The sequence below is a fragment of the Planktothricoides raciborskii GIHE-MW2 genome, assembly GCF_040564635.1.
GTDB classification, from domain to species: domain Bacteria; phylum Cyanobacteriota; class Cyanobacteriia; order Cyanobacteriales; family Laspinemataceae; genus Planktothricoides; species Planktothricoides raciborskii.
In genome coordinates this window covers 659,921-680,000 of the sequence record NZ_CP159837.1, presented here as the reverse complement: position 1 = coordinate 680,000, position 20,080 = coordinate 659,921, and the positions used below count along the sequence as shown (strand labels likewise).

General features: G+C 44.8%; 15 protein-coding genes, 2 tRNA genes and 1 rRNA gene. 7 read left to right on the top strand and 11 right to left on the bottom strand.

Annotation, left to right across the window (positions count from 1 at the left end; genetic code table 11):
* Positions 1–82 precede the first annotated feature (82 nt).
* The 3 genes from ABWT76_RS02670 to ABWT76_RS02660 all read right to left on the bottom strand — a co-directional run bounded on the left by ABWT76_RS02670 (position 83) and on the right by ABWT76_RS02660 (position 1,885).
* Positions 83–155, bottom strand: a tRNA-Ala gene (locus ABWT76_RS02670).
* 52 nt (positions 156–207) lie between these two features.
* Positions 208–281, bottom strand: a tRNA-Ile gene (locus tag ABWT76_RS02665).
* A 113-nt stretch (positions 282–394) separates the two neighbouring features.
* Positions 395–1,885: ribosomal RNA gene (locus ABWT76_RS02660) — 16S ribosomal RNA — on the bottom strand.
* A 336-nt stretch (positions 1,886–2,221) separates the two neighbouring features.
* Here ABWT76_RS02660 and nadC point away from each other — a divergent pair.
* A complete protein-coding gene (nadC, locus tag ABWT76_RS02655) occupies positions 2,222–3,079 on the top strand; it encodes a carboxylating nicotinate-nucleotide diphosphorylase (RefSeq protein ID WP_354635605.1) in 858 nt (285 codons plus the stop codon).
* 173 nt (positions 3,080–3,252) lie between these two features.
* Here the strand turns inward: nadC and pstS are convergent, their stop codons facing one another.
* The 5 genes from pstS to ABWT76_RS02630 form a co-directional block, all read right to left on the bottom strand.
* Complete coding sequence (gene pstS, locus ABWT76_RS02650) at positions 3,253–4,356, bottom strand: phosphate ABC transporter substrate-binding protein PstS (RefSeq protein WP_354635604.1); 1,104 nt, start codon at positions 4,354–4,356, stop codon at positions 3,253–3,255.
* 128 nt (positions 4,357–4,484) lie between these two features.
* A complete protein-coding gene (locus ABWT76_RS02645) occupies positions 4,485–6,158 on the bottom strand; it encodes an iron uptake porin (protein ID WP_354635603.1) in 1,674 nt (557 codons plus the stop codon).
* A gap of 651 nt (positions 6,159–6,809) precedes the next feature.
* On the bottom strand, positions 6,810–7,469 hold the full coding sequence (gene phoU, locus ABWT76_RS02640; RefSeq protein ID WP_054469613.1) for a phosphate signaling complex protein PhoU: 660 nt from the start codon (positions 7,467–7,469) through the stop codon (positions 6,810–6,812).
* A 114-nt stretch (positions 7,470–7,583) separates the two neighbouring features.
* Complete coding sequence (locus ABWT76_RS02635; protein WP_277926305.1) at positions 7,584–8,864, bottom strand: cell wall metabolism sensor histidine kinase WalK; 1,281 nt, start codon at positions 8,862–8,864, stop codon at positions 7,584–7,586.
* Positions 8,865–9,063: 199 nt separating this feature from the next.
* Positions 9,064–9,810, bottom strand: coding sequence for a winged helix-turn-helix domain-containing protein (locus ABWT76_RS02630; protein ID WP_054469611.1), 747 nt, complete (start codon positions 9,808–9,810; stop codon positions 9,064–9,066).
* Between the two features lie 390 nt (positions 9,811–10,200).
* On the opposite strand from ABWT76_RS02630, the gene ABWT76_RS02625 reads away from it, so the two are divergent.
* Complete coding sequence (locus tag ABWT76_RS02625; protein WP_054469610.1) at positions 10,201–10,947, top strand: creatininase family protein; 747 nt, start codon at positions 10,201–10,203, stop codon at positions 10,945–10,947.
* A gap of 68 nt (positions 10,948–11,015) precedes the next feature.
* Here ABWT76_RS02625 and ABWT76_RS02620 read toward each other — a convergent pair whose 3' ends face one another.
* From ABWT76_RS02620 to radA, 3 genes are all read right to left on the bottom strand, one after another.
* On the bottom strand, positions 11,016–12,071 hold the full coding sequence (locus ABWT76_RS02620) for a WD40 repeat domain-containing protein (RefSeq protein WP_354635601.1): 1,056 nt from the start codon (positions 12,069–12,071) through the stop codon (positions 11,016–11,018).
* A 158-nt stretch (positions 12,072–12,229) separates the two neighbouring features.
* The gene (locus tag ABWT76_RS02615; protein WP_156332037.1) at positions 12,230–12,382 is read right to left on the bottom strand and encodes a hypothetical protein; all 153 of its coding nucleotides are present in this window, start codon (positions 12,380–12,382) and stop codon (positions 12,230–12,232) included.
* A gap of 152 nt (positions 12,383–12,534) precedes the next feature.
* Complete coding sequence (gene radA / locus ABWT76_RS02610) at positions 12,535–14,268, bottom strand: DNA repair protein RadA (protein WP_054469608.1); 1,734 nt, start codon at positions 14,266–14,268, stop codon at positions 12,535–12,537.
* Between the two features lie 172 nt (positions 14,269–14,440).
* On the opposite strand from radA, the gene rpaB reads away from it, so the two are divergent.
* The 5 genes from rpaB (at position 14,441) to hrcA (ending at position 19,683) form a co-directional block, all read left to right on the top strand.
* The gene (rpaB, locus tag ABWT76_RS02605) at positions 14,441–15,169 is read left to right on the top strand and encodes a response regulator transcription factor RpaB (RefSeq protein ID WP_054469607.1); all 729 of its coding nucleotides are present in this window, start codon (positions 14,441–14,443) and stop codon (positions 15,167–15,169) included.
* An 80-nt stretch (positions 15,170–15,249) separates the two neighbouring features.
* Positions 15,250–15,891 carry a cofactor assembly of complex C subunit B gene (locus tag ABWT76_RS02600; protein WP_054469606.1) on the top strand — a complete coding sequence of 214 codons (642 nt, stop codon included), beginning with the start codon at positions 15,250–15,252 and terminating at the stop codon, positions 15,889–15,891.
* A 346-nt stretch (positions 15,892–16,237) separates the two neighbouring features.
* Positions 16,238–17,341: an acyl-CoA desaturase gene (locus ABWT76_RS02595; RefSeq protein WP_054469605.1), complete on the top strand. Its 1,104-nt coding sequence runs from the start codon at positions 16,238–16,240 to the stop codon at positions 17,339–17,341.
* Positions 17,342–17,726: 385 nt separating this feature from the next.
* Complete coding sequence (locus ABWT76_RS02590; RefSeq protein WP_054469604.1) at positions 17,727–18,086, top strand: rhodanese-like domain-containing protein; 360 nt, start codon at positions 17,727–17,729, stop codon at positions 18,084–18,086.
* A gap of 514 nt (positions 18,087–18,600) precedes the next feature.
* Positions 18,601–19,683, top strand: a complete 1,083-nt coding sequence (gene hrcA, locus ABWT76_RS02585; RefSeq protein WP_054469617.1) for a heat-inducible transcriptional repressor HrcA — start codon at positions 18,601–18,603, stop codon at positions 19,681–19,683.
* The last annotated feature ends 397 nt before the right edge of the window (positions 19,684–20,080 follow it).

The window sequence follows — 20,080 nt, the reverse complement described above, 5'->3', positions numbered from 1 at the left end:
CTAGGTTCATTCTGGACAGATTCTGTCCAGCAGTCTGTCTGGTTCATTCCCAGTGCAGTTGCTTGACAGTGGTTGTCTTCTCTGGAGGTAAGCGGACTCGAACCGCTGACATCTGCCTTGCAAAGGCAGCGCTCTACCAACTGAGCTATACCCCCAAAAGCTGGCCGCTTTCAGAAAAGCGCCTGGGCGCTGACTGATTGCGGGGAGTGGGCCATCCTGGACTCGAACCAGGGACCTCACCCTTATCAGGGGTGCGCTCTAACCACCTGAGCTAATAGCCCATGTCCCGACCTGATGTTAGTTTGAAAGCCTTTTTGTTTGACCTCGAACGACCTGGGATATGAGAGTTATGATTGGTGCGTTTGGACTCAATTCATCTCTCAGGTCTCCCTAAAAAGGAGGTGATCCAGCCACACCTTCCGGTACGGCTACCTTGTTACGACTTCACCCCAGTCATCAGCCCTGCCTTCGGCATCCTCCTCCCCGAGGGGTTAGAGTAATGACTTCGGGCATGGCCAACTTCCATGGTGTGACGGGCGGTGTGTACAAGGCCCGGGAACGTATTCACCGCAGTATGCTGACCTGCGATTACTAGCGATTCCTCCTTCATGCTCTCGAGTTGCAGAGAGCAATCTGAACTGAGGATGGGTTTATGGGATTAGCTGGCTCTTGCGAGTTCGCTGCCCTTTGTCCCACCCATTGTAGTACGTGTGTAGCCCAGGACGTAAGGGGCATGATGACTTGACGTCATCCCCACCTTCCTCCGGTTTATCACCGGCAGTCTCCCTAGAGTGCCCAACTGAATGATGGCAACTAAGAACGAGGGTTGCGCTCGTTGCGGGACTTAACCCAACATCTCACGACACGAGCTGACGACAGCCATGCACCACCTGTGTTCGCGCTCCCGAAGGCACCCTCACCTTTCAGCGAGGTTCGCGACATGTCAAGCCCTGGTAAGGTTTTTCGCGTTGCATCGAATTAAACCACATACTCCACCGCTTGTGCGGGCCCCCGTCAATTCCTTTGAGTTTCACACTTGCGTGCGTACTCCCCAGGCGGGATACTTATCGCGTTAGCTGCGGCACTGTCTGGGTCGATACAGACAACACCTAGTATCCATCGTTTACGGCTAGGACTACTGGGGTATCTAATCCCATTCGCTCCCCTAGCTTTCGTCCCTGAGTGTCAGTTGCAGTCCAGTAGAGCGCTTTCGCCACTGGTGTTCTTCCCGATCTCTACGCATTTCACCGCTACACCGGGAATTCCCTCTACCCCTACTGCCCTCTAGTGGTGCAGTTTCCACGGCCTTTCTGGAGTTAAGCCCCAGTCTTTAACCGCCGACTTGCCCCACCACCTACGGACGCTTTACGCCCAATAATTCCGGATAACGCTTGCCTCCTCCGTATTACCGCGGCTGCTGGCACGGAGTTAGCCGAGGCTGATTCCTCAAGTACCGTCATTTTGTTCTTCCTTGAGAAAAGGGGTTTACAACCCAAGAGCCTTCCTCCCCCACGCGGTCTTGCTCCGTCAGGCTTGCGCCCATTGCGGAAAATTCCCCACTGCTGCCTCCCGTAGGAGTCTGGGCCGTGTCTCAGTCCCAGTGTGGCTGCTCATCCTCTCAGACCAGCTACCGATCGCCGTCTTGGTAGGCCATTACCCCACCAACTAACTAATCGGCCGCGAGCTCATTCTCAGGCGATAAATCTTTTACCTTTCGGCACATTGGGTATTAGCAGCAGTTTCCCGCTGTTGTCCCCATCCTGAGTGCAGATTCTCACGTGTTACTCACCCGTCCGCCACTAAATCCCGAAGGATTCCGTTCGACTTGCATGTGTTAAGCAGACCGCCAGCGTTCATCCTGAGCCAGGATCAAACTCTCCATGTTGAAGAGGTTTGATGTGAGTTCTTTACCTCAAAAATTTTTGAGGGGAACTCGTGAAAAAAAGGATTAACTTGACGAGATCCAACAAAATGTGATAGGCTTTCAAACTATTGAGTTATCGAGGTGCGGGGTGCCGTGGGTTGTTTTGTCCGTCAGGCACTTTACTAATCTAACAAACCTAAATCGGTTTGTCAACCCCTTTGACCAACTTTTTTTGAAAAAAATTTTTTTATCCCCCAAAACCATTGTCTGGCAAGGGTTTTGTGCTTTTAAATTTTCCTGACTCATTTAATACCAATCGAAGCGACTATATATAAGAGAGTTTAGGACGGAAAATTTATGGCTGTATTGGCTCCTTGGGTCGTGTTGGATCCTATATTGCAAGATTGGTTACGAGAGGATATTGGTAGAGGCGATCGCACCTCTGGGGTCTTCCAGAAAGGCAAAGCACTTAGTCAAGAAGCTCAATGGCTGGCCAAAGCACCGGGAGTTATTGGCGGATTGCCGATCGCCAGTCGGATATTTTATTTATTGGATCCAAATATTCAGTGGGAAGCATTGATCGAAGAAGGGGAATGCTGCCAACCAGGACAAGTGATTGCGCGTCTTTCTGGATCCTCGGATAATCTGCTTTTAGGGGAGAGAGTTGCCCTAAACGTAACGATGCGATTAAGTGGGATTGCCACTCTGACCAGGCAATATGTGAACAAAATTGCCGATCTACCAGTGCAACTGGTTGATACCCGCAAAACAACTCCCGGACTGAGACTGTTAGAAAAGTATGCGACGCAAGTAGGAGGCGCTAGAAACCATCGCCTGGGACTCGATGATGCAGTGATGATTAAAGATAATCATATTGCGGCGGCTGGGGGAATTGGGGAGGCGATCGCCAATATCCGAGATCAAATCCCTTATCCGTTGACCATAGAAGTAGAAACAGAAACTCTGGATCAAGTAGAAGAAGCCTTAAAACATGGAGCGGATATTATCATGCTGGATAATATGTCACCAGATATGATGCGCCAAGCAGTAAAAAAGATTCGCGATCGCAACCCACGAATCAAGATAGAAGCCTCTGGTAACATAACTTTAGAAAATATCCGCACCGTTGCCGAAACTGGGGTAGACTACATCTCTACCAGCGCACCAATTACCCGTTCATCGTGGCTGGACTTGAGCATGAAGTTCAAAGGATAACAGCGGCAAAAACTGGGGTGGATGACATCTACTCAAAAGTTATCTCAAGTTATCTAACAAAAAAATGCCCTGGTGAAATAGGATCTTTCCCAGTGGCATTTTATGGAAATATTGACGGTCAAGGAATAAACAATAACTAGCTATCAATCTCAGGCTAGTCCAACAAAATATTTCTATGGTTTGATAGTATCTACAGATGCTTGCACTTTAGATACAACATTTGCTGGAAGGGGAATATAGCCCAGGTCTTTACTAACCTTTTGACCTTCAGTGAGTGACCATTTCAACACTTCTCTCAAAGCTTTAGCTTTCTCAGGATTGTCATATTCTTGGTAAGCTAATAGCCAAGTATAAGTAACAATCGGATATGAATCAGAGCCATCGGGATCGGAAATAAAAGCAACTAAATTTTCTGGTAAAGTCACCGCTTCTAAAGTTTTCGATGCTGACTCAAAGCTAGGAACGACAAAATTACCGGCCTTATTTTCTAGAGTGGCCATTTGTAAATTTTGTAATTTAGCGTAGCTAAATTCAACATAGCCGATCGCCCCTTGGGTTTGCTTGATTTGAGCAGTGACGCCTTCATTACCTTTCGCGCCAACTCCAACGGGCCATTCTACAGTTTTGGCTTCTCCGGGACCGGCTTTCCATTCCTCGCTAATCGCGCTCAAATGCTTAGTAAAAACCTCTGTGGTGCCACTACCATCTGATCGGTAAACCACTTGAATTGCCTGATCCGGCAAAGAAAGACCGGGATTATCCGCCGCAATTGCTGGGTCATTCCACTGAGTAATTTTCCCTAACAAAATATCAACATAAGTTTGCCGAGAAAGTTTGAGACCATCTAAACCGGGTAAATTGTAAGCAAAAACAATACTGCCAGCAGTCATGGGCAGCAATACCACTCCTTTGCTCACCTGGGCAATTTCTTCAGGCTTCATGGCACCATCACTGGCACCGAAATCCACAGTTCCTGCCATAAACTGCTTTACTCCAGCACCACTGCCCACGGATTGATAACTGACTTCGATATTAGGATTGGCTGTATTGTAGTCCTTAAACCAGCGTTGATATAGGGGAGCGGGAAAAGTTGCACCTGCTCCACTGAGAGAAAGGGTTGTCTGATTATTAGTCTGAGTAGTGTTTTGCGTGTTTGCTTCAGGGGGCGTGGTGGAAGTGTTGGTATTTTCACCTTGCTGACAAGCAGAAACGGTTAGAGATAGTGCCATCAAGGGAACCAGTAGAGCCTGACGGAGGGGACGAGATTGAAATAACATAAGAATCCTCTTAAATAACTAATTATTGCGGGGGTGCCTTAATAGGAAATTGAATAATCAAAACCCGATCGAGATTGGAATTTAGCGGCGATGAATGTTCGCCGCTAAAGTTATTCAAGTCAATTGACCTAGAATTTGAAGGTAGTTCGGACGGTGCCGATCCAAACGGTATCGTTGTTGTCGTCGTGATTGGGATTGGTAATCACCATAAAGCCAGGGGTGATATTAATGTTGTTACTCAAGGGATAGCGATATAAGGTTTCAAAGTGCAAAGAAGTGCTGGGATCGCTGGTTCCATTATCGATATCAGTCAATTTCGGGGGCATCCCAAAGATAAAACCTAGCTGATCTCCTTCAACGCCTAAATCTTCTACCCCTAGCAAGACCAACCAGTTCCAGATATCCGCTTTATTTCCTTCATTAGGACCATCTTTAGCCTCAGCAGAGACATAACCACCCCAGGCAGAAAGGGTCACTTGGTTAAAGTTAATACTGGTTTGCAAGCCAAAATGGTTGCCAGACGTGGCAACGCTGCCAAAAGGCCGAAAAGCATTGCGACTGCCGGTGGTGCCAGTGACATTTACGTCATCACCTGGGGCGTAGGAGTTGACATAGGTAAAAGCTAAATCGATATTTTCTGTGGGAGATACAGTGATCTGACCCAATGCACTATGGGCGCCATTGAACAAGCCATTTTTGGGGATGGGACTGCCGCTATTGCTAGAAAAATAACCCAAGTCTACGCGGAATTGTTTACTGGGGGTAATTTCAAATCCAATCCCCGCAGTATCTCCTGCGGTTCGATAAACCGCAGGGTTATAACGTCCAAAGCGAGAGATCGCGCCATTCTCACTACTATCAAACAGAGGGTTGAGAAGCGGAACAAATCGGTCTGCCACGAAGCCAGCAGCACCAAGATTCACTCGCACAGTATCGCTCAGGGGGAATCGATAATCTAAACGATCCAAAGTAATCGCTGAACCACCATCTCCGTCAAAAGCTAGACGAGACATGGATGTCCCGGTTGGGCGATCTAAGCGAGCAACATCTACGGCTTGTAAACGAGTTCGCAAACGGTCTTTGCCGGTAAAGCTGGTGTCGAAATTCATCCGCACCCGATAACCAAAAGAGGTTTGGACATTTTCACCACCGGCAATATTGGAAGCGGGCTCTTGATCGCCAAAAGCATCAGCAAGAGCAAAAATCACTTCTCCATTGAGTTTAGTAGTGGTGGAAAACTGATTGGCTTCGAGTTCAGCAGTGCGGACTTCTAGGGCATCAACTTGGCGGCGGAGAATTGTCAGTTCTCCGGCAAATTCTTCTTGCAAGCGCCGTAAGGTTTCCATGTCTCGTGCGGAAACGCCGGTATCCAAGGTGGCAAGCTGTCGTTGGATTTGCTCTAAGCAAGCATCCAAACCAGCGGCAAACTCGTAACGAGTCATGGCCCGGTTGCCCCGGTAGGTATTATCTGGGTATGCCAACAGACATTGGTGGCGTTGCGCCAGGTTTTGCAATGCTTGAAAAGCCCAGTCAGTGGGGCGAACATCGCGCAACTGATTGACGGCATTAACTTGCCCAAGGGGTTCATCCCCTCCCTGAGATAAGTCAATGGGATTATATTGTTCAATTTTTTGCAGAATGTCAGAGGCGGGATCGGCAACCAGAGAAGTTGACGAGGATTCAGTCGTATCGATATTTGAGACTTCTGGTGTCGTTTGAGCCAAGGCTGAGTTAGACAACAGTAGTAAAGCACCCAGGGCTGCGGGACTGGATCGTAGTCCTGACCAAAATAGTTTTAACATGATGATTTCCTCACACCGTTCGTTATGTAATCAGAGCATAAGGCTCTAATCAAAGGTTGGTTGTTGCTGGATGGGATGGATCTAGTCTGAATTAATCGGCGGGAAGATGGCGTCAATCAGTCATCTAAAGTCCCCTCAAGCGATCGCCGATTTACCGATATACGGGGATAAACACCGAAGTCTTATAGAGTCGGTCAAAAAGTCATGTAACGCTCATTGATTAAATTTCATTGATGAGCCGTCGGCTGACTGTGACAAAGCTTCTTGTGCAAAGTCTTTGCTAATTGACCACTGACTTGTTCTCTAGACACAGACAGACACCCCCAGAACAAACACTGAAAAATCTAACATAGATATGCCAAGATTTTATAGGTAATTAGATCCTGGGGCAAGGAATTCAAATGTTCATCACTAATGTTGACTCAGTTGACTCATGGGAATAGGATTTTTGTACAGTTTCGCAATATAGGTTCACCGTTAAAGTTTAAGGCAAGGTAAAGATTTGATAATTTTTATCTTAATTAAAGATAATTTTTTATTATAGCTATATCGATTCTGTGCGTTAATTTCATTAATCTGTGGAATGTTCAGGTTTAATTTCTGCTTGATTTGATTTCGCCAACTTGAAAAGATTCAAAGGTTGAATCCTAACTAAGGACGATGACCAATGACAATATAAGCGACTCTTTGCCCAATATTTGTGGCATGGTCAGCCATGCGTTCGAGATGACGAATCGCTAACACAATTAATAGAAAGGGTTCAACGGAACCTTGAATATCTCTTTGTCGGGCTAAATCTTGATAAATTTGCTCGTATAAATCATCGACGGTAGAATCTAATTCTTTAACTCTTTTACCCACTTCTGCATCTAATTCGGATAGGGCTGTTAAGCTAGTAGCAAGCATAGCTTGAGCCTGATTAAACATTAACTCTATCTGAGGCAAAATTTTGATTAAAATTGCATGATTTTGATAGGGAAAAAGTTGAGCGGCAATTTCAGAAATATCTTTGGCATAATCGCCAATTCTTTCCAAGTCTCTGATTAGCTGCATAAAGGCACCAATTAAACGAGAATCCTGGGATGCAGGGGCTTGTAAGGTAATCAGTAATACACAGTCAGACTCGATTTGACGATAAAATTGATCGATTTGTTTATCTAGATAAGGAATAGCTTCAACCGCTGCGAGGTCTCTCTGAAATAAGGCTTGATTACTCAGACGAAAAGACTGTTCCACCAACGCACCCATGCGTAAGGTATCTTGCTCTAATCGTTTAAGTTGACGTTTTAACTGAGTATTGCTAATTGACATTCAAATAAAAACATGGAATTTTCAATAAAAAATGAGCGTATTCATTCTTAATAGATTTTCAATAAAATAAATTTTAGATAACACAGAAACCTTGATAGGTTTTATGAAAATGATTTACTTGGCTGAGAGTGAAACCTTTGGCAGCCAAATTTTTAACCAAGCCCCACCAATTTCCGGGTGATTTTGAGCGGAGATCGAGCCGCCGTGAGCTTCGACAATTTGTTTGACGATCGCCAACCCTAAACCAGTGCCGGTGTTCATGGGCAAAGAGTTTCCGTTGTTAGAAATATTCTTGCCTAAAATTGCCTGCTTGGTGCGAGATGAGTCAGCGCGATAGAAGCGATCGAATACGGAAGACAGATCCGCTTCAGTAAATCCTGACCCTGCATCTATGATATCGATTTGAACGGTAGACGCAACCGGGGAGGCAACCGGGGAGGCAACCGGGGAGGCAACCGGGGATCTTTGAACGAGGTCACTGGTTTTCGGCATGAGTGGGGTGACTACGGCATAAATTTGACTGTCACGGGGACTGTAGCGAATGCTGTTATCGAATATATTCAGGAAAACACGATAAAGACGAGTTTCGTCAGCTTCGACAAGCAAATTATCTGGGCCTGAATAGTTCAGGGTGAGTTGTTTTTGATTGGCAATTGGTTCAAGAGTTTGCCAAACCGAGTGAATTAAAGCAGAGAGATTTAAGGGTTTGCATGAAAGATGCTCGCTGGGGGCGACTTCCATAAGGCTAAGTTCTAACCAATCTTTGACTAATTGAATTAAGCGATTAATTTCATGTAGTACCCGTTCTAGACGCTGATTCCAAGAAGAGTCGAGGCGTCCTTGTAACATTTCTACGACTAATTGGATCGAGGTTAAAGGGGTTCTGAGTTCGTGAGCGAGGTCGGAGACCCACTGATTTCGACTTTGAGTCAGGTTAACCAGGGGTTGTCGATTTTCTAAGAACACACCGATGTCACCATCAGGGAGTAAACAACTATAGCCGCGTAGGGTGACGCCAAGGCGATCGCCAATTTCTTCGGCATCCTGACTAAAGGGATAAAACAACCACTCTTGGACTTGTGGCTGTTGTGCGATGCGAGTTTGTTCGATTAATTGATCGAGTTCATAGGAACGAACTAGGGCAATTAATAACTGGGTGTGACCTTGCCGCCAATTCGGATGAATGCGGAGTAACTTTTGCGCCTGCTGATTACACCAGAGTAGCTGATTTTCTCCATCCACTTGCAAGAAACCTACAGGAGCCAGTTGGACGATTTCTTGCCAGGTTTTGATTTGTTGTGCTTGGTCTTGTTGGTGTTGTTTACTGAGGGCGATCGCCCGTCGTAACCGAGAGAACATCGGTAAATCAACGGACATCGCCTCTGGAAGTAACATATTTAATAGTCTGTGGATCTGCCGGTCGAGCCACCAGCGCTGGCAAAGGCATATAGTAATTCCTAGCGCCAACCCGAGGAAAAAGTCTAATAAGGGCATGGTCACAAAGAAGAAATTGAACGTAAAAATATTGATCCACCCTGCCCCCCTGAAAAAAGGGAGTATAGAGTTTTGCCGAATCTTAATGCCACTGATCCGTTTAACCTAGTCGATAGCCAAAGCCTCTGACGGTAATAATATATTCTGGGTGGCTGGGGTCTTGTTCTAATTTTTCCCGTAACCAGCGAATGTGAACGTCTACGGTTTTACTATCGCCGACAAAATCATATCCCCATACATGATCCAGCAACTGATCTCGCGACCAGACTCGGCGTGGGTAACTTAAAAAAAGTTCCAGCAGCTTAAATTCTTTGGGAGAAAGATTGACTTCTTCACCGCGAACGGTGACGCGACATTGTTGCGGACAGAGAGTAATTTGACCAAATTGGAGAAATTGCGTGGATGAAGTGCCATTGAGTCTTTGTCGTCGTAATAATGAGCGACAACGAGCCATTAACTCTCTCATACTAAAGGGCTTGGTGACATAATCATCGGCCCCAACTTCCAATCCTAATACACGGTCGGTTTCACTGCCTTTGGCGCTGAGAATGAGAATGGGGATTGGGTTGCCTTGATGCCGCAGTAAACGACATAAATCTAATCCGTTCACTTTGGGCAGCATAATATCCAGCAGAATTAAATCAAAATTAGATTCAGCTTCGGCGGCTTCAGCACGAGATAAATAGTTCAGGGCAGTTTGTCCATCGGCGGTAGCTGTAACTTGATATCCTTCTTCTTCTAATGCCAAGACGATCATTTCTCGAATGAGGTCTTCATCTTCGACCACAAGGACATGATTGCCTTGAGCGAGTTTGGGTTGAGAAAAATTGGGTTCGATTGATAACATAACAAAGCAATTGTTCGGTGAAGGTTTGAGGACACGGCGTTCGCTGGGGATGGAGCAGATTTTGTGAGAGATAATTTTTGGGCAATTGTCCAGAGAATTAGACGCTGATTTTACCGGCATAATAAATAGTCAGCATGGCGGCTAATCTGGAGGGAATGAACTGGAGCAAATCATAAAATTTCTTTTAATTAGATGAAACAATTTTCCGCAGTGAATCAGGATATTTTTTTCCATGATATTTTACATAGGTCAGCTTATGACATAATTTCCCTGAAAACTTTTCTTAAATTTGGCTTAAATTTGGCTTAACAAAATGGGATGATGGCAGTGGAGAAGATATTTTGAATAAAATATCCCCCAAGAGCATCCTGAGAAAAACGAGAGGCGTTCATGCTGTTACATTTAAGTACCTGGCCAGAAGTTGAAGCATATCTACAAACGTCCACTGGGATCATAATGCCAATTGGTTCCACTGAACAACATGGGCCAACGGGGTTGATTGGCACTGATGCCATTTGTGCAGAAGCGATCGCCCGTGGAGTGGGTGAAACCACGAAGGCGTTAGTTGGGCCAACCATTAATGTGGGGATGGCATTGCATCACACGGGCTTTCCTGGGACGATTAGCCTGCGTCCAACCACCATGATTTCCCTGATTCAAGATTATATAACGACCTTGGCTAAAGCCGGATTTACTAAGTTTTTCTTTATAAATGGTCATGGGGGGAATATTGCCACCCTGAAGGCGGCTTTTTCTCAAACTTATGCCCATTTAGCAGATTTAAATTTGGCTAATGGCGATCGGGTTCAATGTCAAATCGGTAATTGGTTTATGTGTTCGGAGGTTTATAAATTAGCCAAGGAATTATATGGCAATCAAGAAGGGTCTCATGCTACCCCGAGTGAAGTAGCGGTGACACAATATCTTTATCCAGAGGCGATTAAACAAGCCCCACTGTCGGCTGAGGTTGCCTCTGGATATCCCATTTATAGTGCGGCTGATTTTCGTCGGCATTATCCCGATGGTCGAATGGGATCTAACCCAGGTTTGGCTACTCCCGAACATGGGGAAAAGTTTTATCAGTTAGCGGTTAAAGAATTGAGTGATGTTTACACCAAGTTTTTACAGGAGGAATAATGGCTTCGGATAGCACATGGGCTTTCCGTCCTTCCTGGTAAAGGTTTGAGCCAAAATTGAGCCAAAATTTAAGATTTTTTCGTTTCCGGAATGATTTGCCATAATTTAATGGTCTTATCATGGCTGGCACTGACTAAGGTCATGCCATTGGCGCTAAAGGCTAAGGAACGAACGGAGTGTAAATGACCTGTGAGGGTGGACAGGAGATTGCCGGTTTGAAAATTCCACAGATTGATCGTTTTGTCATAGCTACTACTGGCCAAAATGGGCGATCGCGGACTAAAGGCTAGGGAAAATATCTCTCCGGTCTGACCTGTCAAGGTTTGGGTGGGGGCTGGTCTGGTGTGGGGACCTAAATGACTGGTGTTTAATTGCCAGAGTTTAATCCGTTCATCCCCACCCGCACTCACGAGAAATTGGCGATCGGGACTGAAGGCGACGGAATTCACTGGGGCATAACTAATTAAAGTCCGCAGCAATTCACCATTACTCACTTGCCAAATTTTAATGGATTTGTCGGCACTGCCACTGGCGAGAGTCTTACCTTCAGGACTAAACGCAACGGAGTAAACAAAACTCGAATGACCCACCAAGGTGGATAATAATTTTCCCGTATCGACGTGCCAGATTTTAAGGGTATGAATACATTTGCCGGTTAATCCGGATCCTTTCGCCGTGGGGTTGGTCACTGTGGTTTTGGGGGGCAAAGGGCTGGTGGGGCTGGGGACAAGGTTTTTAACCGGAGGTGTGGCTGGTTGGGCAGCAGTTGTTGGTGGCAGGGTTTCGATTTGGCGATCGCCTGTGGTGGTTTGATTTAGCACATTAGCAGGTTTAGAGTGATTGCTTTGTCCGACTCTTCGACGGTTTTCTAAGATGGATAAAACCTTATCGATCTTAGCATTGGTACTGATGTGTGGTTGCAAAATCGTAGGGTTCTCAACATCTTCTGGTTCTAAAGCATCTCCTGAGTCTTGCTTGATGGACTGACGCATTTTTTGTTTGAGCATATGACAGTCAAAATCAATCACCTGGACTAAGCTTAAACAAGTTTGAGGATGGGCGAATACATGAATAAATTGGCCGACATATGCCGATGCTTTGGGAATTTTTTTTCGGATATTCAACCTGGTTAAAAGCTTCTATTATTTCCAGCATTATAGTTATAATTATAATAGATTTTTTCATAAAAATTAAAGGAAAAATTTAGCTGAGATAAGGCAGCTAATCTTGTTTAAAATGATCACGAAATTATTGAAAAATCGTATTTACATAAATGGCTGACTCAATTTGGTGTTTTAAATTTTGTAATGCTTGACTGCGATCGCGGATCGCGATGGCTATACTGGTAAATCTCGGCAGCGGTGGCATTTACTAAATTATTATCTGGAGTGCGATAATTTTTCCCGTAAGATTGTTTTATTTGACATAAACGCATTTCTTCTCTGACCGCTGCGGTTCTTCGGTGTAACCAATTTTCAACTTGATGATTCGTGACAAAATCAATTTTTCCTTAACCCAAGGATGCCTAAATTGATCCTAGTCTAAGAGTCACCACATTAAACCAGTGAATTGTTCAGAGTGGAGAATTTAAAAGACTGGAGATTCAGAGTCAAAATCATCAAAGTTATTAAAGTCATCTTCCGGATCCCGATCGCCTTCAATTCTGGCTAGCATATTTTCAGTGTCCGAGGAAAAATCATTAGATTGGGGATTGGCCGGTCCGGGGATTGCTTCTAAAATCGCATCGAGTACCTTGCCGACGGAAATAATTTCGATGTCGAGGTCTGGGGGGACTTGACCTTTGGGGACGATCGCCCGTTTAAATCCGAGTTTGGCGGCTTCTCGTAACCGCAATTCTAACTGAGAAACAGGTCTAACTTGACCCCCTAACCCCACTTCGCCAATTAAGACGGTATGGGGATCCACTACCCGATCGCGAAAACTGGAGACAATGGCGATCGCCACTCCCAAATCCGCCGCTGGTTCGGACACCTGAAGTCCCCCGACTGATGCCACATAAGTATCTAATTTAGATAACGGAACCCCCACCCGTTTTTCTAATACGGCCAAAATTTGCAACAGTCGATTTCCTTCCAACCCGGTGGTTGACCGACGAGGAGAACCATAGCTACTGGGACTGACTAAGGCTTGTAATTCCACCACAATGGGACGAGTTCCTTCCAGGGCAACCACGATCGCGCTGCCGGTGACGGCTTCTTCCCGACTACTCAAAAACAATTCAGAAGGATTGGTAATTTCCTGTAACCCATGCGCCACCATTTCAAAGACGCCAATTTCATGGGTTGCCCCAAAGCGATTTTTCATCGAACGCAGCAGCCGGTGACTGGCAAAGCGATCGCCCTCAAAAAATAACACCGTATCCACCAAGTGTTCCAACACCCTCGGCCCTGCAATTCCCCCTTCCTTGGTGACGTGACCCACAATAAATAAGGTAATATTTTCCCGTTTGGCCACCTGTAACAAAGCAGAGGTACATTCGCGCACCTGGGCGACGGATCCCGGTGCCGAGGTCAACGAGGGAAAATAGATGGTTTGAATACTATCAATAATCGCTAAATAGGGTTTCAGAGACTCTAATTCCCGTAAAATTTCTTCCAGGTCGGTTTCCGGCAATAAATAAAATTGTGTTTCCGGTAATGTTTCCGGTAATGTTTCCGGTAACTCGGAGGAGTCGTCAGCGCGATCGCTTCTAGACCCTTCGGCACTGACCGGGGTTTCTCCCTGGGTTGGTAGCAGCACTTTGTACTGATGAGGATTTCTGGGATTCTCCGCTTCCCCCATTGAATGATTTTCTGAATCGGTTTCCGAATCTTTTAATGCCGCTTGGACTTGCAACCGTTGGGCGCGGAGTTTCACTTGCACCCCAGATTCTTCCCCACTCACATAGAGCACTCGTTTGTGCAACGATATACTGTTGGCAACCTGCATTAATAAAGTAGATTTGCCAATCCCCGGTTCGCCACCAATCAGCACCAAAGAACCGGGAACTATGCCCCCACCGAGTACCCGATCTAATTCACCAAAACCACTACCATGACGGGATACCGCTGCATCGGCAATTTGGGATAACTTAAACGAGGCTCTCGGATGACCATCGGATTTATCTGGACTTTTGCCATTCCCTTTCATCCAATTGCTGTTGTTCCAGTTCAAGCTAGGACGATGGGAATTTTCTGGCAGATCCGCGACCACCTGTTCGACTAAAGAACCGACGCTGTTACAGTTGCTACATTTACCCCACCATTGGGGAAACTCGGCGCCACATTCATTGCAAATATACTGAGTGCGAGATTTAGCCATGCTAAAAAATGTTAAAAATTAAATAAAACTTGAAATGAATCTTAAAATATACTCAACTCTATAAAGGGTGGGAGTTTTAGCCCGAATCACCTTCCCCGAAGATCGGATCTACTAAATGGTAAAGTAGTAAAAATTAACGATTTGTAATTAGACTTAAGGAGCATTGGGTAGCTTGGAAAACCATAAGGAGAAAATACTGGTCGTGGATGATGAAGCCAGTATCCGTCGAATTTTGGAAACTCGGCTTTCGATGATTGGCTATGACGTTGTCACCGCCGCGGACGGCGAGGAAGCCTTGGAAACTTTTCGCAATACGATTCCAGATTTGGTCGTTCTGGATGTGATGATGCCGAAACTGGATGGTTACGGCGTTTGTCAGGAATTGCGGAAAGAATCAGACGTACCCATCATCATGCTAACAGCCTTGGGGGACGTAGCAGATCGGATCACTGGTTTGGAACTGGGTGCGGATGATTATGTGGTTAAACCCTTTTCTCCCAAGGAATTAGAAGCGCGGATCCGCTCGGTATTACGTCGGGTGGATAAAGTAGGCGCCTCGGGGATTCCTAGCTCTGGCGTCATTCATGTAGGCAGTCTGAAAATTGATACCAATAAGCGACAAGTTTATAAAGGTGATGAGCGGATTCGGCTGACTGGCATGGAGTTTAGTTTACTAGAATTATTGGTCAGCCGATCGGGAGAACCGTTTTCTCGTTCAGAAATTTTGCAGGAAGTTTGGGGATATACTCCCGAACGTCATGTGGATACTCGCGTGGTGGATGTGCATATTTCCCGTCTTAGAGCCAAGTTAGAAGATGATCCGAGTAATCCAGAGTTGATTTTGACCGCTAGGGGGACGGGCTATTTGTTCCAACGCATTTTAGAGGCGGATGAGATTTAAACTCGGTTAGGAACGTGGGTAAGAGAAACGGACTTAGCAACACTTCGTGGCAAATTAGTCAGAAAAAAGACGCATCAATCATGGCAGAAAAATCTCCGGGGGTTTTGCAGCGGTTGCCCATTGCGGTCGGGATACTGGCAGGGATCCTATTGCTGCTGAACCGCTTTTTGACCCCAGAATTGACAGAAACCCAAGCTCGTTCTGATGTCCTGGGTGTGATTTTAAGTGCTTTGTTAATTTTAATTGGCTTATTGTGGCAGAGAATTCAGCCGCGATCGCCTGAAGCGGTAGAATTAATCGGCGTTGAGGGCTTTGAATTGGCAGATGATTTGCCCGAAGTGGTTCGCAAAGAGTTAGCTTGGGCGTCACATTTATTGTTAACCAATACGGTGACGCGATCGCTGGTGGTTTGCGATCGAGGCACGATCTTATTACGGCGGGGGATCCTAGGAACCAACTCCGAGGTGAAACCCGGAGCCATTTTACAAAGGGTTTTAGCAAAACAAACGCCGGTTTATTTAGTAGATCTCAAGTTGTATCCCGGTCGCATTGAGTTTGACTATTTGCCAGAAAATACTCAGGGGGTGATTTGCCAGCCCATCGGCGATCGCGGTGCGATTATTTTAGGCGCCAATGTGCCTCGCAGTTACACCCAGCAAGATGAAAATTGGATTGCGGGAATTGCCGACAAGTTAGCAGACACTTTCAGCCAATACTTATGATCGGTGGTGCAATCATTCTCGATGTAATTTGCCCTGGAAATGATCACCGGCATCCTTAGATCAAAGGGGATTTTAGGGTTTATGGGCATTGATTTCTTGACCTCGCTCTCACCGGCTATTCTGGTTTAACGGCTTTTGTACCGAGGTCAAGTTATTTTATCCGTTTTGGTCAATTGACTATTTTTCTCATTTGAAATCAACCATTCAATAATCTTGAAAAAATCTTAAAACCAACTCCTACCAACTCCTAAAGAAAAAAATGTCAGAAAATAATCAACTCATAGATTTCCGGGAAAAATGATGCTAGGATGAAAAACAACCTTATCAAAGATAAAGATCGATTTCAATGACGATTACACAACCAAAAGTCACTTTTGGCAGAAGTATTGGCTTCAGAAAAGAGCTCAATCGACGAGTTGAAGCTTACCTGAAAGCAGAAAACATTTCCCCGCGAGATAATCTCGCGATGTATTTCAAAACAGCAATTATTTTTTCTTGGGTCATTTCTGCTTGGGCATTTACGGTATTTGGCCCTCCAGTGATCTGGATGAAATTGCTAGGATGTGTCATCTTAGGTTTAGGGGTTGCGGGAGTGGGCTTTAGTGTCGGACATGATGCCAATCATGGCGGATATTCTAATAGCAAGTTCGTGAATCGTTTGATTGCCCTCAGTTACGATTTTATCGGGCTATCCAGTTATCTATGGAGATTTCGCCATAATTCTCTCCATCATATTTATACCAATATGTTGGGACACGATGTAGAAATTCATGCGGATGAACTGGTGCGACTCTCTCCCGAAATGGAATATCACTGGTATCACAAATATCAGCATATTTTTATCTGGTTTGTTTACCCATTAATCCCATTTTATTGGTCGGTTGCCGATGTTTATTTGATTTTAATCAAACGCAAATATCACGATCATATAATTCCTACACCCACCGCCATTGAACTGATTACTTTATTAGGGTTTAAAGTGATTTGGTTAGGCTGGTTAATTGGTATTCCGATCGCTGTTGGCTATAGTCCCTGGGAAGCAATTTTAGGCTTTACTCTGACTTACATGACTTATGGGTTTGTGATTTGTGTGATCTTTATGTTGGCTCATGTCATGGATGGACTAGAGTTTATTCAACCAGATCCAAAATCCAATAGTGTGGAAGATGAGTGGGCTGTACTGCAAGTGAAGACTACCGCTGATTTTGCTCCAAATAATCATTTTTTAAATTGGTATTTAGGGGGATTAAATTATCAAACGGTTCATCATTTATTTCCCCATATTTGTCACATTCATTATCCGAAAATTGCTAAAATTTTAGCAGAAGTGGCTCAGGAATATAATGTAAATTATCAAGTTTATGATAGTTTTGGTTCCGCATTAGAATCCCATTATCGCTGGTTGAAAAAAATGGCGGTCGCCCCAAAAACAGTGGCTTCCGTAGCTTGATTAAGCAATTAATGCCAATTTCAGCAACATTAGCGATCAAACGCAAATATCTCCTTAAATGACTGTCAACCCGTTTTTGCCAAAAAACGGGTTTTTTCATACCTAGATAGAAACCTAAAATTTAGAGGTAATACCATTTACAAAAATTTATGCAACAATAAGTATTTATATTGTAGGGTTGGCATGGATTCAACCATCATATATGGTAGAGTGGGTAAAATTTTTTGCCCACCCGAAGAATGTTAGGGGCTGTTGGATGAATTTCTGTAAATGGTATAAATTTTTACCCAGAACATTGGGCATAGCCAATTTAGAGAAAATGATGCATAATAGGCATAATTTGGATTAATCTCATTGTCACTCGATCAATTGGTGGTTTAGTCGAATGTCTGATCAGTTTTCCCTCAACCCGATCCCGAATATTACGGTGGAACAGTTGGCTGAACGCTTAAACGCTAGTCCAGATGATCTGCAACTTTTGGACGTGCGGGAACCGGAAGAAGTCGCGATCGCCTGCATTGAAGGGTTTACAAATCTGCCCTTAAGTCAATATGACCAATGGTCAACGCAAATTGCCACGAAGTTTGATCCGCATACGGAAACTCTCGTGCTGTGCCATCATGGGATCCGTTCAGCCCATATGTGCCAATGGTTAAGCACTCAAGGTTTCACCAATGTCAAAAATATCTCTGGGGGCATTGATGCGTTCTCCCAAATCGTAGATCCGTCAGTCCCCCGCTATTAATCAAAATTTACCAGATATTTTAGATCATTCAAAAACAGATGATGAAATAACAGATATTGAAATCGTTTGCCAAACTCAGATAAATCATTCCTGACCAGAATAATTTATCTGAGTTTATGCTTATCCCTCAGACCGCCAAAAAAATTGAATTTTGCGGGAATTAGTCACCCGGCATAAATTTTGATCTGATCGCACTTGGCTATTCTGGGTTAACCGGATCAATGGAAATATCTGCTATCTTAAAAATAAATTCTCTGGATTAACCCGCCATTTCAGCCACTGAACCAACTTTTAATTAGAATTTAAAGAGAGCCGATCTCCCCTTGTCCGACCAGCCCATCGATATCAGACTGACCCATAAAGCAGGAGATATTCTATAACTGTTGGTTGTGATACCGGGAGAGGCAAGGATCATAAGATTTCGGGCCGACTCCCAGTCAAACATTGATCAAACATTGATCAAACATTGATATTTAACTTTAATTTATTTGATGTAAATTCTCCGCCCATGTCCATCCAAGTGAATCTGACACAGAGGCAACAATATGTTCTTTGGGCAACTGTCCGACATTACATTGCCACAGCCGAACCCGTCGGCTCCAAAGCTTTAGTCAATGAATATAACCTGAGTGTCAGTCCAGCGACGATTCGCAATGCAATGGGCACTTTAGAAAAAGCTGGATTGCTCTATCAACCCCATACTTCTGCCGGTCGGGTGCCTTCTGACTCTGGCTACCGCATCTATGTTGACCAACTGATTACCCCCTCGGATGCGTTGGCTAATCAGGCGGAAAGTATTCTCAAAGACCGTCTTCAGGTGAAAACATCAAATTTTGAAGATGTGGTACGCGGTGCGGCCAAAATTTTGGCCAATTTGAGTGGATATATTGCCCTGATTACCATGCCTCAAACCAATCAAGCCCGGTTACTGCATCTGCAATTAGTCCAGGTGGAAACGGGAAAGATTATGGTGCTGCTGGTGACAGATGCCTATCATACGGACTCGGTGTTGATGGATCTGCCGCCATCTTTAGCAGAATCAGAAGTTCAGTCAGAAATCCTGGATCAGGAATTGCGGATCGTTTCCAATTTTTTGAACGCCCAACTCCGGGATCGGTCTTTGACTGATTTATATCAGTTGGATTGGCGTGAATTGGGTCGGGAATTTGAAAAGTATGCCCAATTGATTGGTAAATTGTTGGTCGAGTTAAGCAATCGTAGTCAAATCCCCGAAAAAACTGGCATGACAATTAGTGGGGTGTCGGAAGTATTGCGACAACCAGAATTTTCTGAGTTGAATCAAGTCCAGATGCTTTTGCAGGCACTCGCTGAAGAACAAGACCAGTTATGGCCGTTGATGGTTGAAAGACCTTTATCCCCAGTGACTTCTAGTAAGCGGGTTTATGTGCGAATTGGCAGTGAAAATCCGATGGAGGCGATTCAAACTTGTACGCTGATTTCGGCAAATTACTGCCGGGGTTTGGTGCCCGTGGGCAGTGTTGGGGTGCTAGGGCCAAAGCGAATGGTTTATGAAAATGCGATCGCCCTCGTGGAGGGTGCTGCGGATTATTTGTCCGCCGCCCTGAGTGAATGTTGATCGGGCAGTTGCTTCAAATTAGGGTAAATCTGGTTGACTGTGCAAATATCATTTTTCCTCCCACAATATTATTTGTGGGGCTACGAGGTATCTGCCGGAAATCTCCTAAACCTGCGATAGACGGGGGTTGATTTCGCCAAAATAGCTTGAGCGTAACCTCTGTACAATAAAATAGACTTGAAAGGGTGCGATTAGGATGTACGGTTAGTCTATTTAACAACCATAAGAGTCCCGGCTCAAGCCGCATCAAGCAGCATCAATCTAAGTGCCATACTCGTGATTGATTTTTCATCCTAGAAAATTTATCAGTTAGTCAATCAATAAATTTTCACTTATTTTTTGGCTCTGTTGTCAAAATGACTGACTGAAACCGACCGACGTTATCCCATAAACTCAC